The organism is Carboxylicivirga linearis (genome assembly GCF_018271995.1).
Taxonomy (GTDB): Bacteria; Bacteroidota; Bacteroidia; order Bacteroidales; family Marinilabiliaceae; genus Carboxylicivirga; species Carboxylicivirga linearis.
The window spans coordinates 1-17235 of record NZ_JAGUCO010000013.1; the positions used below are offsets into that span (position 1 = coordinate 1).

At 36.3% G+C, this 17235-nt stretch carries 5 protein-coding genes; 4 read left to right on the plus strand and 1 reads right to left on the minus strand.

Annotated features, from left to right (window positions below; all coding sequences use genetic code 11):
• On the minus strand, nucleotides 1-5477 hold a 5477-nt coding region (locus KEM10_RS15085; RefSeq protein WP_212216863.1), incomplete at its 3' end, for a cadherin-like beta sandwich domain-containing protein.
• Nucleotides 5478-5858: 381 nt separating this feature from the next.
• On the opposite strand from KEM10_RS15085, the gene KEM10_RS15090 reads away from it, so the two are divergent.
• From KEM10_RS15090 to KEM10_RS15105, 4 genes are all read left to right on the plus strand, one after another.
• Nucleotides 5859-6722 (plus strand): tetratricopeptide repeat protein, encoded by an 864-nt coding sequence (locus tag KEM10_RS15090; RefSeq protein ID WP_212216864.1) that lies wholly within the window; start codon nucleotides 5859-5861, stop codon nucleotides 6720-6722.
• A gap of 395 nt (nucleotides 6723-7117) precedes the next feature.
• On the plus strand, nucleotides 7118-10732 hold the full coding sequence (locus KEM10_RS15095) for a glycosyl hydrolase (RefSeq protein WP_212216865.1): 3615 nt from the start codon (nucleotides 7118-7120) through the stop codon (nucleotides 10730-10732).
• 635 nt (nucleotides 10733-11367) lie between these two features.
• Nucleotides 11368-13926, plus strand: coding sequence for a fasciclin domain-containing protein (locus KEM10_RS15100; protein WP_212216866.1), 2559 nt, complete (start codon nucleotides 11368-11370; stop codon nucleotides 13924-13926).
• Between the two features lie 13 nt (nucleotides 13927-13939).
• A complete protein-coding gene (locus KEM10_RS15105; RefSeq protein ID WP_212216867.1) occupies nucleotides 13940-17233 on the plus strand; it encodes a SusC/RagA family TonB-linked outer membrane protein in 3294 nt (1097 codons plus the stop codon).
• Nucleotides 17234-17235: the final 2 nt, after the last annotated feature.

The following is a 17235-nucleotide window of genomic DNA, read 5'->3' on the forward strand; positions in this document are numbered from 1 at the left end:
GTAGTAGCTGCATCAAAACCGTCAATTAAAGTACCGTCAACGTTGATTGCTGATAATGTAGCAATGTCTGAAAGAACCGTAATGTTAACGGTGTAGATCATCTCAGTACCATCTTCAGCCGTAACGGTAATTATTGCGGTTGCACTTCCTGATGTTACATCAATAGTTCCACTGTTTGTAATGGCAACAGAAGCTTTAGCGTCGGTTGCTGTAGCAGTAATGCTTATACTTGTTGTGTTCGCTGCAGCAGTAACATTGTAAGTTGTTGTAGCCGCATCGAAACCGTCAATTAAAGTACCGTCAACGTTGATTGCTGATAATGTAGCAATGTCTGAAAGAACCGTAATGTTAACAGTGTAAATCATCTCTGTACCATCTTCAGCCGTAACGGTAATGGTTGCGGTTGCACTTCCAGATGTTACATTAATAGTTCCACCGTTTGTAATAGCAACAGAAGCTTTAATGTCGGTCGCAGTAGCAGTAATGCTTACACTTGATGTGTTTGCGGCAACAGTAACATAGTAAGTTGTTGTAGCCGCATCAAAACCGTCAATTAAAGTACCGTCAACGTTGATTGCTGATAATGTAGCAATGTCTGAAAGAACCGTAATGTTAACGGTGTAAATCATCTCTGTACCATCTTCAGCTGTAACGTTAATGGTTGCGGTTGCACTTCCAGCTGTTACATCAATAGTTCCACCGTTTGTAATGGCAACAGAAGCTTTAGCATCGCTTGCAGTAGCAGTAATGCTTACACTTGATGTGTTTGCGGCAACAGTAATATCGTAAGTTGTAGTCGTCGCATCAAAACCAGAAATTAAAGCACCATTAATATTGATAGCGGATAGTGTAGCATCATTCGAAAGAACTGTAATGTTAATAGTGTAAGTCATAGATGAACCATCCTGAGCTGTAACAGTAATTTCGACTGTTGCGCTTCCGGAACTTACATCAATAGTCCCATTATTAGTAATTGCCAAAGTTGCATCAACATCATTAGCAGAAGCACTTACTAATACACTTGTAGTACCTGCAGCTACACTTACGTTATAATTAATTGTAGCTGGATCAAAACCAGCAATCATATCTCCATCGATGTAAAGGGTTGATAGTGTCGCATTATCAGAAAGAACAATGATATTAACCGTATAGGTGAGTTCAGTAGCATCTTCGGCTGTAACTGTTATGCTTACTGATCCGCTACCTGATGTAAGATCAACCACTCCATTATTAGGAATAACTAATGAGGCATTAGAATCATTAGTTGAAGCAGTAATTGTTGCACTAGTTGTACCTGCTGCAACCGTAATATTATAGCTAGTTGTATTAGCAGAAAAGCCGGTAATTAAAGATCCGTCAACGTTGATGGCTGATAAGGTAGCATCATCAGAAAGAACTTCAACAGTGATATTAACAGTATAAGTCTTTGTAGTTGCATCTTCAGCAGTAACGGTAATTTCAACTGTTGCACTACCGGATGTTAAATCAATTGTTCCATTATCAGTGATTGCTAAACTGGACTTAGGATCATTAACAGAAGCTGAAACAGTAGTGCCACTTGTTCCTGCAGGAACAATAATATCGTAGCTTGTAGTTGCTGCATCAAAATCTGCAATCAAGACTCCATCAATATTAATGGCAGATAAAGTTGCGTCATTAGATAGAACTGTGATGTTAACAGTGTAAATCATCTCAGTTCCATCTTCGGCTGTGACAGTAATGGTTGCCGTTGCACTTCCGGAAGTTACATCAATAGTTCCACTGTTTGTAATGGCAACAGAAGCTTTGGTGTCGTTTGCAGTAGCTGCAATACTTACACTTGTTGTATTTGCAGCAACAGATACATTGTATGTTGTTGTAGCAGCATCAAAACCATCGACCAAACTATCGTCTATATTAATAGCCGATAGAGTTGCGTCATCAGAAAGAACTGAAATATTAACAGTGTACGTTACTTCGTCTCCGCTTTCAGCAGTTACTGTAATTGTAGCTGTACCACTTCCTGAGGTAAGGTCAATATTACCGTTGTTAGTAATGGCAATGGTTGAATTTGCATCGTTGGTAGAAGCTGTTATTACACTGCTTTCGGTGTTAGCAGGAACGTCAATGTTGTAATTTGTAGTTCCCGAAGCGAACTCATCTATAAGGCTGCCATCAATATTAATAGCCGATAAAGTGGCATCAGATGACACTTCGTACATTTCCCAGTTATCGATATAACCTACGTTTCCACCTATTCCGTAGTTATTAAAATACATTAAACCATTATCGCCATATGTATCAGCTGTGGTAAAAACAAAACTAATTTCTTCCCATTGGTTTGTTGTAGTGGTGCGTGTTTCTATAGGGCTGCTTGTTACATTATCAACACCAATCTGGAATTGACCTTCGTTCTCCACATAAATCATTGCTTTCACCATGTATGAGGTACTAGCTTTTAGTAATCCAGTTAAATCAACATTTAATGAACCACCATTTGAGCCCCATACATAACCGCTAACTGCACCGCAATAAACAAAATCTTGATTGTAATTTAAAGCTCGATTTCCCCAACCTGTATAATCATCTATAGTTGACATATATGGATCAGGAATAAGATTAGTGCGCCCATCATTAAATAATGGAACCAAACAGCTGTGATCATCAACTACAACGTTAATAATATAATCGTTTGTAAAATCAGTATCTTCTGCTGTTACAGTTATAGTTGTAGAAGCACTGCCTGATTGCAGATCAAGCGTTACTTCACCTGTTGATGTTGCAGCAGAACTGGTTGTTGTAGGTGTAATGGTTACACTTGTGGTTCCGTTTGGAGCAATAGCTTTGTATTCGTAGGTTTCAGAATCAAATACAGGTACAAGGTAAGTTGCATTGTCAAATGAAATTGCAGACAGACTGGCATCTTTCGAAACAGAAGAAATAGAGACCGTATATGTCATTTCTCTTCCACTTTCAGCAGTAACTGTTATGTTAGCAGTTGCCTCGCCATTAACCAATGTAATAGAGCCATCGCCAACAACGGAAGCACTGGCATCACTTAATACCGCACTTAAATTAACGCTGGCAGTTCCCTCCGGTACAATTAATTCGTATTCGGTGGTTTCGGTTGCAAAAGCAGGAGTAAGACTTCCTGTATTAACTGTTAAATCAGAAAGATTTGGATTGTTGTTTACCTCATACAATTCATAATTATCAATGAATGCATTGTAGCCTGTTGCTCCTTGGTCAAGGTTATTAATGGTTATAAATGAAGCTGCCGGTGATGCAAAAGTTGTGAAGAAAGTATCCACCTGAACCCATTCATTATTAGTGTCTATTAGTTCCATTCCAAATGGTGAAACACCGCTATTAGTTATAATACCCAAGCTACCGTCTGTAGTTTTGTATACAAAACGTACACGATAGGTTGTATTGCCTTTCCATGCTGGTGTGAAGTCTAATGCTGCACCATCAGGCCAGCTATGAGTAGTTGCTGTGAATTTACAACTAGATGATCCGCAATAAACTTCAGTAGGATCAGTTGTGACTGATTTGTGTCCCCAACCGCCATAATTTCCTATATCAAAGAATAAAGGGTCTGGTACTAGGTTTTCCCTGTCGGTAAAGAAAGGCTCATAACAGCTAGTGAAAATGATTGTGTATTCTTTGGTAGTAACTCCATTTTCGGCTGTAATAGTTATAGTCTCAGAAACTTCAGATGTAGATACATCAATAGCGCCACCTCCATTGGTAATTGTAGCATTAGATTCGTTTACTGTTGGAGTAACATTTATTGAAGTAACTCCATCAGGAATAGATACAATGTAGCTTGTTATTTCCGGATCAAAAGCAGGAGCCAGGGTACCGTAATCTAAAGCAATGGCTGATAGTGTGGCATCCGATGAAACAGGTTTAATGTCGTATGTCAGGTAAATGTTGGCATTGCCATCAGTAACAGTAACATTTTCAGTTGACGTTCCACCATAAGTGTAAGTTACCTCACCAACTGTAAAGTCTGCTTTGTCATCTGTTGTGGCAGTATAGGTTTGTCCGGTTATTAGACCATCTAGATGTACATTAGGTAATTTTAATTCATTGGCATCTCCGTCAATGTAATGGATTACTACAGCCTGAGCTTCGGATAAAGCATATTCACCATTTCCGTGATTAGAGGCTTTGTCACACCATAGCCTGTTTCCACTGGTATTGTTATCTGTAGCAATGTAAGCACTACTTAAAACTCTAATTCTACCAGCTGTAAAATAATCACCACTTAAACCCCAGGTTGTATTATTACCATCTAAGGCAGTGGTGTAAGATGTGGTCCAACCACTTCCGCGCAAATAATTACCATCTCCATCTAGTATGCTATAAGTTTCATTTGCGCCAATAGCATCAAAACGGAAGACCTGACTGGCATCAGCCTGATCAATGGTCATTACTGCAGGATTATCGCTTCCATTATTACCAACGTAAAGAGAGGATGCAATATGACCAATGTGATAGTAAACACCTTCTGCAATACCACTTTTACATGAGATTGTTTGGTCAGCATAATCAGGAGTTGATATTACGATGTCTCCATTTATGCCTGACTGAGTTGTTGCAGTTGCTGTAATGGTTACTGGGCCTGCATTGGCTTCAGCTGCTGTAATGCTTGTTTTGTCTAAGGATACACCAGTTGGTGGTGTTAGTGTAATATCGCTTATTAAATCAATACCATTGATGCTAAAAGTTTGGGTCAGATTTTGGTAAGAAAAAATAAATGATGAAACACTTTTTGTCAGCATAACATTATAATATGAGCCACCATTTATTGTTCCAGTATTAGCATTCGATGTTAAATCTGTAGCTCCACTACCACTCATGTCATCAAAGTTATAATAAGCAACTAGTCCTGTTTCATTACCATTTAGAACAAGGCTTTTGTTGTCTTCCAATTCTTGAGCTGTTCTTTCTGTATTCCAAATACGGACCTCGTCAATCAATCCTTTAAAGGCTCTGTTTTCAGCTCCGCTGTCCCAACCTAAATACATATTGCCTGTTGAGAAATCATATGTGCTATAACTCCCATCTTGTTTGTATTCTACTCCATCTAAATATATAGTTCTGGAGGTTGAGGTTAAGGTCACAGCAATATGGTGCCAAGTGTCGGTTGTTACATTGTCGGAAACAACTCCATAATCACCTCCAATATTTGTCATGAAGCGGAGTTTACCAGATCCCTGCCATGATGAACTGTACTGAATACCTGTATTGCCAGTTCCTCTATGGTAAATTATTCCGGTATTATCAATTTGAGTTCCATCAGGCTTAATCCACATTTCTATTGTGTAAGGTAAGGTTGTGATGTTTAATCCTGAGATATCTACATTACTTGTGCTTCCGTTTCCGCCAGGTAATTGTAATGCATATCCGCTTTGGGCGCAGATGAGATTTGGTACCATTAATGACAATGTCATTAAAATGGTTAAAAAAGAAAATAAACTTCTTTTCATAGATAATGATTTAGATTAAAAATTAATTAATAAAATGCCCCCAAGGAGGCCAGGTTAGAACTATAAAAACACCTTTAAAGGTTGTTAAACAAAGTTAATTGAGGATGGAGGACTTGTTAGAATGTATTAATATGATAAATGATATTTATTTGATAATTATAGAACGTAATCGACAAAAAATATCATGAAAACAACAATCGATATACTTACGTGCATTAAACGTTATTTGTAATGTTGAAAAGTTGTTAAATCCATCAATATTGACATTTGAATAAGATGTTGATGTACGAAATGACAGTATTCTGCATTTATCTACTATTAATATTTTTTAAAAGTGATTACCTTTGAAATTGTAAAAATGAAATTAAAACATAAATTAAAATGATAAGATCTATTGTAAGCTCCCTGTTTTTAGTACTGTGTTTGGGGGTAGGAGCACAAGAAATGAGTGATGAATTAAATGCCATTAAATCTACTTTTTTGGATGAAAAGTATGATGAGGTAATTGAAATGAGTTCTAAAGTATTAAGTGCTGAGGGAAAGGATAGTGTTGATATGGCAATGGCATATAGCTATGCCGGACTTTCGTACGAAAATTTGAATAAACCTGCAAAGGCAATTGAGAATTACAAGGGTGCTATTAGTTATAATGTGCCTCGATTGGATATTTACGATCAGTTAATAAATTTAACAAAAAGTGTAGATGATTCCGAAAATTATGAATGGGCTCTTCATGCAAAAATGAAAGCTTTTCCAGATTTTAAAACCGAAATATCGCAAAGTCTGGCTAGTCATTATTCTCGTACTAAGCAATACGAAGCATTGCTGAAAGAAGCCGCAGCTTTAAATGAGATTTACCCTGAGGATACAAAATATTTGTATTATCAAGGTATGGCTTATCAAAAATTGAAAGATGAAGATAAAGCTTATGAAGTTTTTTCTAAGATTTTAGAAATCGAGCCTGAGCATATTGGAGCCAACATGGGAGCCGGAATTTACTTGTATAAGAAAGGTTCGATCATGTTTAAAAAAGAGAAGGCAAAATATGAATCGAAAAAATCACCTAGTAGGGTAGACTATACTAACTACCTGAATTCGTTGGATAAAGCAAAGGGCGTATACAGTGAAGCCTTAAAATATTTGTTGGTAGCTTATAATGATGGTGGTAAAACTAGTTTAAAGCCAGCTATATCAAATATATATACGCGCCTAGGTGAGAAAGAGAAAGCCGAGCAGTTTAAATAAAAAAACGAATAATAAAGAAAAGCCGGCGGATTAAATCTATTATTTCGCCGGCTTTTTAATGCGTTAACTCTTATCGTTTAAAAGATTCTTGTAAATAATATCAAACAATACTTATTAACATTGTTTTGCTTGTATACAATTGAATGTGTTTGTGTAAAAGGCAGATGTTGAGGATTTAATGAGGTTTTGAAGTTTTGTTGTTGATATTAAAAAAGGAAAAATTTATACTATTTTTTTGATTTGTTAAAAGTTATTAAATGTGTGGAGTGTAATTTGCACCCATGATAATTTTAAAAGAGTAAGCATTTTTAATTGACTTAGTCTGTTAATTGTATATGTTATCTTTAAAGATAAGGTAGGGAAGATAAATTAGTAACTAAAAACAAGTAATAATTATGAAAAAACATTTACTGTCTGTTTTATTATCAACATGCATGTTGTTTGTTGGTAATAATATGGCAACCAGCCAGAATATAATATCCTCCTGGGATGGTGACGGAGTTATCGGAGCTAATTCCAAGCCAAATGATGTTAGTTGGGATAATACCGATGCAGATATTATACCTTGGGAAGTAGCCAATGGTAATGGAGGATGTCGTTTTCGCGATTATGATGTTACCGGTGGGCATACCGGCTATACCAATGAAGTTGATGGAAGCACATCAACTACGCGTCAACTAATGTTGCGATACGATCATGATACCTATATGAATTCGGTATATAGCTATCCGGTTACATTGGAGCCCTGTACTTTCTATACTTTCTCATTTGATTTTTTAATAGGAGGTAGTGGCACTGCACCACAAAACTTAAAAGCTGGTATCAGTACTACCAAGGATGAGACTGGACATATAGCCTCACAAACCTTTACAACAACCAATAATACAACGGTGTATCGAAGAGGTGAATTGTCTTTTACTACAGATCAAACCGGAGGGCTGTATTACATTACTTTCAGTGGAGCAAGAGTATGGTATGGTATAACTAATTTATCCATTGAAGCTAACACAGAAGAGTCACTATCTGTTTCAGTGGCTGAAATAGAATTTTCAGCTTCAACTAAGACAAGTTCTTTTGTTGTAACAGGAAATTCTCTTCAGAATAATATCTCATTAACAGCGCCGGATGGAGTAGTGCTGGATGTTACATCGATCAGTGCCGCTGATGCTCAGTGTGGAGTTACTGTTACTGCTACCTATGAAGGTTCCAGTGATGTAATTGATCAGGATATTGTAATAACTAGTGGTTCATTATCGAAATCAATTTTCGTAACATACGATTATCTTGCACCCAATGTTGAGACAGTAGTTCAGTTGGTTGATGAAGATAGGGTTTTGACAGATAATACGGAATTGCACATAACATCAGAAGATGCACCTTTTGTCAATAGTACTGTTTCGTTAGATCATGAGGATGCCTGGTTGTTTTTCGATAATATAAAACCGTCAGTTGTGGCCAATAATTATTTAGGTAGTGTATTGGTAAATGGTTCTCCTTTTGTGAACGGAACCAATGGAAGAATTGCCATTTATGCGCATGGAGCTGTTTTGATGCCGCATTCATCTGTTTTTAAGCCGTTAACAGTTTATACCGGTGAAGAATTTACCGGAGAGTCAAATCAATACAGTATACATACCTATCATAATATCTTAGGTGATTTTGATAATGCCATCAAATCTTTCAAGTTAAAAAGAGGGTATCAGGCTACTTTTGCAAATAACGCAGATGGTTCAGGGTATAGTAGAGTTTTTATTGCTCACGAACAAGATCTTGAAATTGATATGCCTCAGGAGTTATCTGGTTCTGTTTCTTTTATACGTGTTTTTAAACACCAATGGGTAACTAAAAAAGGTAAAGCAGGATGGAATCCTAATGAAATAAACGGTACAGCTTATTACGATTGGAATATTGGTGGTTCAAGTTCTTTAGATTATGAATATGCCGCTATTCGCCAGAATGGTGGATGGCCGGGATGGGATGCCATTAATAATAAGCAGGATATTACTCATTTATTAGGCTACAACGAGCCTGATCAAAGCGATCAGTCGAATATGACTTATACCGATATGATTAATATCTGGCCGGGTATGTATGGTTCAGGTTTACGAGTTGGATCACCGGCTTATGCTAATGCCTGGTCTGGTAATACTGGTAAAAACCTTTTTGATTTTGTTGCAGCTTGTGAAGATTTAAATTATCGTACTGATTTTATTGCGGTACATAGTTATTGGGAGAATTCAGCATCAAGTTGGTATAGCTCATTAAAAGATTATCATGAGAGATGTGGAGGTCGTCCGATTTGGATTACTGAAATGAATAATGGGGCTAACTGGACATCTGAATGGTGGCCTGATAACGATACTCGTTTGGCAACAACTAATAATGTAAACAGACAATTGAATAATATGAAGGAAATACTTCATATGCTGGATACAACTTCGTTTGTTGAGCGCTATTATTTATATGACTGGGTTCAGGACTGTCGTGCAATGGTTGTAACCATTAATGATACCTATTTAGGATGGGTAGAATCTGGAGATCAACGTGGAGATTGGATTGCTGATGCTCCGGTATTATATCAAAATGGAGATGGATATGATGTGGTTTTAACTCCGTTTGGAGAATACTATCGCGACCATAATGCTCCAATTGCTTATAATGGGAAGTATGAAATAGTTCCAGTCTGGAACTACGTTTCACCTTCGCTTGACTCAAGACATTTATCTCTTTCAAATTCAATGCGTTTAGATTGGGATGATCCAAATGGAGAATTGAGTAAGGCATATAAAGTAGAAAAGAAGGTAAATGATGGTGCTTATGAAGAAATATATTACAGCGAGGATGTTAGTGTTACCTATTTTATTGATCCTGTAAATCCGGATAATAGAGGTAAAGTGACCTATAAGGTAAGCTTGCTTAAAAGTGATGGGGCATTTTTGTCATCCAATGAAGTTGTATATTTCCAGTCCGGTGGAACGGAATCTCTTCAAATTGGTCAGATGAAATTAAACAATTCAGACTGGACAACTTGTTATTTTTCAGAGAGATTTTCAACAACACCGCATGTTATTATGGGAGCTACATCATACAATAATGTACTTCCTATGACACAAAGAGTAAATAGTGTGTCTACTAGCTCATTTAAATTTCACTTTGAACCGTGGTCGTATTTGACAACAGGCATCTCAAAAAGTGATGATGTAGCATTACTGGCAATAGAAGAAGGCACCTATGATTTTGGCGGTCTGAAAGGTGAAGTTGCACAGGTTACAGGTGTGCGTAGAGATTGGGTTTCGATTGAATTTACTCAAGCCTTTGATGTGGTACCTGTAGTTTTCTGCACACAGGTAAGCAATGGAACCATCTTTCCAACAACAGTAGGGATTCAAAATGTAACCACTACCGGATTTGAGGTCTGTTTATTGAGTGAAGAAAGCATAACTTCAACACCTTTTGGCGAAAAAATTGATTTCCTTGCCATTGAGCCTGGTGAAGGAGCTATTGGAGAAAAAAGAGTTACTGTTGGAGCTACTGCTGAAGGTTCAGGAATTGTTACTACACCAGTTTCGGTTGAATATGATGAAACATATGAGGAGCCTGTTGTATTTACAACATTATTATCTGTTAATAACTCTTTCGCATCAACAGTTAGATATACTGCGGATGATGTAGCGAATGAATTTAAATTATCAAGGGTTCGTGAAATGTCAGCAGGTTTATCATCAACTACTCAAGATCAATTGGGATGGATGATCATGGATCAGTCCGACAATCAACCAACCGGAATAAATACAGGTGCAATTAAGAATGTTAATATTTATCCTAATCCAATACAAGACATATTGTATTTCGACTTGGAAAAAGAGGAGCTTATTGAGGTAATGAATATTTCAGGTCAAACAATAATGCAAGTAAAAGCGATGCGTTCTGTTAATCTGTCTCATCTTGGTAGGGGTGTTTATTTAATAAAAATTGGAGATAGTACTCCGATCAAAATAGTGAAAGAATAAAAATAGATAACTTATAGATTTTGGATGTAAGTTGAAACTTTCTGAAATCTACACCTTATAAAAAGAAGAATTAGCTTAATGTTAATTCTTCTTTTTTTTATAGAATAAATATGACTGCTAGTGGCTTCAGTGTAGATAATCACTTTCAAAAAATGGTAATATGAAGAATTTGTCGGTGTTAATGACGAAAAAATGACAGTTGTTATTTGGCGAAACATCTAATATTGCTTTAACAAAAAATAACATTTTTAAACGCTGTATTGCATTGATTTAAAGGTTTTGAAGGAATTAATTAATAAAAATTAAATAAAAAATGGGTATGTGTATTAAATATTTTATTTTTGCATCCTACTCAATTCTATCATTCAGATTGTATGGATGATCCAAAAGTGAAGAAAATCAATTAAATACAGTTGCTCCTGTAGGGTTGTTGAAAACATTTGTTCATCGAATTTTCAAATTTAGATTAGTAAAAATCGAAAAAATGTAACAAATGTTAACAGTCTTCGGGTAGTTTTGTTTTTGTTAAAATTAACAAAGTAAGCTGTCGCTTAAAAAAGTAAGAAAATTAAATAATAGTCGTGTAATAACTGTCCGTAATTTTATGAAAGTGTATTATGAAAGTAATTCAAAGGATGAAAAATAGATTTAAAAAATGGCAGTTCAGCAAAGCAGTGTTTTCTGCAATAATGTTGCTGATAGCCGTTAATTTTATGTCCTGTAATGATGACGAGCTCTTTTATGATAAAAATGAGCCCGAGTGGTTAGGGGCGAGTATTTATCAGTATTTAGAAGACGCTGGTAACTATGAGACATTTGTAAAGTTGATTGATGATGTTGGATATGATGAGGTATTGTCAAAAACAGGTAGTAAAACACTATTTGTTGCAAACGATGAAGCCTTCAGTCGTTTCTTTCAAAACAATCCTTGGAATGTAACTTCTTATAATGATTTGTCATTAGCTGAAAAGAAGTTGATTCTAAATTTTGGTATGATTGATAATGCTTATTTAATAGAAACATTATCTAATTACAATGATGGTGGTACGCTTGTATATGGTACTGCTATGAGAAGACAAACAGCTAATACTGCCAGTGATAGTATTCTGTTTGATTCCTACCAGGATGTACCTAAATCTGGTCCTCTAGGGAATGTTTGGGAAAATAATTTTAGAAATGGGATGTATGTGGTAAAAGATAATTCCGCATCTCCAATTGTGTATTTCTTCCAAAAGATGCTAACTACTAATGGTATTTCAAATGCCGATTATAAGGTAATCAGTGGTAAGGATCGCAGTGGTGACGATGCTGATGTTTTTGATATCAGGGTGGTTGAAAGAGATATTGTTTGTAAAAACGGATATATTCATGTGTTGGAGGATGTAATGATTCCTCGTGATAACATGGCAGAACATATTCATAAAAATCCAGAAACAACTATTTTTTCCGATTTACTTGATCGTTATACGTGGTATCAGCCTGATTACGATCTTACAGAGGAATATAGTCTGGTTAATCCTGGTTTCTCCGATACCATTTATGTAAAGAGTTATCTGCAAAAGAATTTCTCTTACACGATGAATGGTCAACTGCTTGATTTAGATGATTATTTATTAAATTTTTCACCAGGAGCGAATGATTACTCACAATCAAGATTGCAAGCCGATATGGGAACCATGATGGTACCAACTGATGCTGCAATGGATGAGTACTTTAACGAAGGTGCCGGACGTATTCTTAAAGAGAGATATGGTTCATGGGAAAATATTCCGGATGATATTATCACTCTGTTTATGAACCGTCATTTAAGAAATTCTTTTATGGCTAGTGTTCCAAGTCAGTTTGATGACATGAAAGATACCGAGAACTCTGCAGTGCCTATTACAACAGGTGATATAGAGAGTAGCTATATTGCGGTAAACGGTTTGGTGTATCATACCAATAGAGTTTATCCTCCAGATGATTATGTATCAATTTATGGACCGGTTTTATTTGGTGAAAAAGCCAAAGTGTTTAACTGGGCTATTCGTCAAAATGACTTTAGACTATACCTTAACTCTTTAGAGAACTTATATTCATTCTTTGTTCCTTCAGATGATTTCTTCTCAAGGTATATCGATCCGTTTGCATTTGCTAAAGATGTAAAAGGGGCATTAAAGTATTGGTATAACAATGAAACAAACACTGTAAATGCAACTGTTTATGCTTACGATGCAGCAACTGGAGAATTTGGTGATTCAATTAATGTAATTACCAATGCCAACTTCTTATCTAATCGTCTGCTTGATATGTTAGATAACCATATTGTGGTAGATGATGTTGAAAACGGAAAGAACTTTTACTTCACTAAAGAAAACAATGTTCTTAAGATTTCGGGTTCCGGAACTAATCTTAAAGTTCAGGCAGGTAATGATTTGGTAAATAATACAGATATTAGTGTACTAAGTGTTTTTGAACAGGCTAATGGTAATACTTATCTAATTGATAAACCATTACAAACGCCACTTCGATCAGTTTACAAAGTTCTTAGTGAGACACCACAGTTTAGTAAATTTTATGAATTATTAAACGGATTTCCAAGTACATCTAACTCGGTTGTGTTTGTTAGAAGAACTAACTATTATGGTATTGATTATAATATCCGATTCTTTAATACCTTTAATTATACAGTTTATGTTCCAACAAATGAAGCTATTCAGGAGTTAATCGACTCTGGCGAATTGAAGACATGGGAAGAGATTAATGCTATTGAAGATGCAACAGAGAAGTTGGCTGAGATTGAAAAAATGGAACGTTTCTTAAGATATCACTTCCAGGATAATTCAATTTTTATTGGTGGTCCTACTGTTAACAACACTTATCAGTCATCAACCATTAACTTGGATAAACCAATTTATGATACCAGATATGGTACATACATTAATAAGTACTTCAAAATTGGGGTTGTACAAGATGGTAATGATTTGTTCTTAACAACTGAAAATCTTGATGATAATGAAAGTACAGCACAAGTTAAGAAAGATGAAGGATTATATAATATAATGGCTCGAGACTATGTTTTTAATGGTAATCCAAGTGCATATAGAGAAATAGACGGTTCAGGATCGGGTAGCAATAGCTTTACCTCTTCTGAAATTATTACCTCTTCTACTGCTGTTATTCACCAAATAGATAGAGTCTTGAAGTTTGAATAAATCCAAAATGAATATGAAAATAAACTATATAATTGTCATATTACTGGCAATCGTGATGTTTCCATTCAATTCCATGGCACAAGATATTGTGGTTAGTGGGAAAGTAGTTGATGCTGATGGGGAAGGCCTCGTTGGTGCCACGGTAGTTGAAACGGATAATCAACAAAGAATTATTGCTGCTACCATTACCGATTTTAATGGGCAGTATGTGCTACAAGTTAAGAATACCAATAATTCTCTTGTATTTTCCTTTATTGGTTTTAAGAGTGTTACACGTGCAATTGGTAATGAAACGGTAGTAAACGTAACCATGCAGGAAGACAAGCAGACCATAACTGAGGTGGCTATTGTTGCAGAAAAAAGGCATAGTGAAGGCTCTTTCTCTATTCCGCAAAGAGAGATCTCTGGTGCTGTACAGTCTGTTAGTATGGAGAAGTTGGAAGGTATGCCTACTACTTCTATTGATGATGCGCTACAGGGACGTATTGCTGGTTTGGATATTGTGGCCAATTCAGGTGACCCTGGTTCAGGTTCTTCTATGCGTATTCGTGGTACTACATCTATTAATGCCAACTCTGAGCCTTTAATTGTAGTTAACGATGTGCCTTTTGAAATGGATGTAGATCCAAACTTCGATTTTGCCAATGCTACAGAAGATGAATTTGCTACCTTATTGAGTATTAATCCAGATGATATCGAGGAAATTACAGTATTGAAGGATGCGGCATCAACTGCTGTTTGGGGTGTGAAAGGTGCCAACGGTGTTTTGGTTATCAAAACTAAAAAAGGGGTTAGAGGACCTACCCGTTTGCAATATTCATATCGCTTAACCGGTATTGTGCAGCCACAAGGATTAGATATGCTAAATGGGGATGACTATACCATGATGATGAAACAAGCTTTGTTTAATCCTTATCAAAGTGAGATAGCAGCTAATGTAAGAGAGTTGGCGTATGATCCTAATTTTTCAGAATATCAGAACTTTAATAATAATGTTAATTGGGTTGATGAAGTAACACAAATCGGATTTAAGCACGACCACTTTTTAAGTCTTAGTGGTGGTGGCGAAAGAGCTCGTTATCGTGTATCTGGTGGTTTCTTAACTCAAACAGGTACTGTTATTGGTCAGCAGTTAGATCGTGTTTCTTCCAGGGCATATTTCGAGTACAATGTGTCGAACCGTATTAAATTTAGCTCTGATATTGCTTTTACCTTTACCGATAACGATAGAAATTATAGATATCCTGAACGTGATAGTAGAACTTCAATATTAGGGTTTGCCTATCAAAAGATGCCTAATGTGAGTGTTTATGAGCAAGATATTTATGGTAATAACACTGGTAGTTATTATAATATTGACCCTAATTCTGAACTAAATTCACAGCAGAAGAGTTTACCCAACCCGGTAGCTTTGGCTCGATTAGGAAAGAATAACCAAAAGAATTATCGTATTATTCCTAACTTCAGATTGTTCTACGATATTTTAAATCCGGAAACACAATATTTGAGATATGATGTAATTATGTCTTTCGATATTAATAATACCAGAACTAATATGTTCCTCCCAGGTGAGGCTACTAACTCAGTGTGGTCGGATAACCAGGTGAACAGAAGTTTTAATGAAGATTCGGAAACCATTGGTGTGTATCTTGAAAACAACATAACCTGGCAGTCACGTTTTTCTAATCCTAATCATAATTTAATGATTCAGGGTAAAAATCGTATCAGAACAGGTAACGGATCCAGTCAGTCAATAGGTAAAACCAACTTACCAGGCGACTTTGTTAGTTCAACTATACCCGGATATTTTTTGCCAGGTGCTGACTATAATAGTTCTCGTTGGGCATACCGCAGTGTGTCTTTCTTAGGTAGGGCTCACTATACCTTTAAATCAAGGTATGTACTATCAGGAACGATTACCAGTGATGGTAGTACACAGTTTGGTAAAGATCGTAAATTCGGTACCTTCCCTGCTGTATCGGCTAAATGGATTATCTCCGATGAGCCTTTTATGCAAAGTACAAGCCGATGGCTAAGCTTCTTGGCATTTCGCCCAAGTTGGGGTATTGGAGGTAACACTCCGGGGCGTGAGTACTTGCACTATAGTATTTACCAAAATTATGGCAACTATATGGGAGAAACAGCCAGCCGCCCGGTTAATATGCGTTTAGATGATTTAAGATGGGAAAAAACAACCCAATACAACCTGGGTATGGATATAGGTTTATTGAATGATAAGCTTGTATTCGACTTAAACTTATATAAGCGTCATACCGAAGACTTGTTGTTTAAAGATTTGGCTGTGGCATCATCATCTGGTTACACAGGAGTAAGTTATCAAAACGTGGGTACAATGGATAACCAAGGGTATGAGATTAATATTCAAACCAATAATCTTATTAAAACACAAGATTTGCGAGTTGATTTTAACTTCAATATTGCCAATAACCGAAATGTAATTGTAGAGCTGCGTGACGACATCTTAAACAATACTAATGCAGACTTTAATTATGCTAACGGAACTTATTTGACTCGTATACAGGAAGGTCATGCTTTTGGATCTGTTTATGGATTTAAATATAAAGGGGTATACCAATACAACGATTACATCGAGGGTGTTCAGGAAAATGCTCCCGTAGCTCGTGATGGTAATGGAAATGTAATTACCGATTCTAGAGGTAATCCACTGCCAATGTATTATGCTTATGGCCAGGAAGGAATTCGCTACCAGTTCCGTGGAGGTGATGCTATTTACGAAGATGTAAACAACGATGGTACTATTGATGAATTGGATATTGTGTATTTAGGTAATACCAACCCTAAGTTAACCGGTGGTTTTGGTACAAATATCACATTTAAACAATTTGGTATGACGGCGTTCTTTAATTTCCGTTATGGTAATAAGGTAATTAATAAAAACCGTATGAATGCCGAAAATATGTATAGCTACAATAACCAAAGTACTTCGGTAAACTGGCGCTGGCGTAAAGACGGTGATGTTACCGACATGCCACGTGCATTGTATCAGCATGGTTACAATTGGTTAGGTAGTGATCGATATGTAGAAGATGGTTCTTTCCTTCGTTTTAAATATTTAAGCTTTAACTATTCGTTTAAAAAGCAAAAGCTTGAGAAGCTGAATATCGAAAACCTGAGACTGTTCTTAACATTTAATAACCTTTTTGTTTGGACCAAATACACAGGTGTTGATCCTGAAGTGGGTTATGGTGCTATGGATATTAGTGAAGATTATGGTCAGACACCAAGATCCAGAGATTGTATGATAGGATTATCTGTAACCTTTTAAAC

Excerpts from the sequence above, each read along its gene's own strand:
- KEM10_RS15090 (WP_212216864.1), top strand. The coding sequence starts at position 5,859 with ATGATAAGATCTATTGTAAGCTCCCTGTTTTTAGTACTGTGTTTGGGG.
- KEM10_RS15095 (WP_212216865.1), top strand. The coding sequence starts at position 7,118 with ATGAAAAAACATTTACTGTCTGTTTTATTATCAACATGCATGTTGTTT.
- KEM10_RS15100 (WP_212216866.1), top strand. The coding sequence starts at position 11,368 with ATGAAAAATAGATTTAAAAAATGGCAGTTCAGCAAAGCAGTGTTTTCT.
- KEM10_RS15105 (WP_212216867.1), top strand. The coding sequence starts at position 13,940 with ATGAAAATAAACTATATAATTGTCATATTACTGGCAATCGTGATGTTT.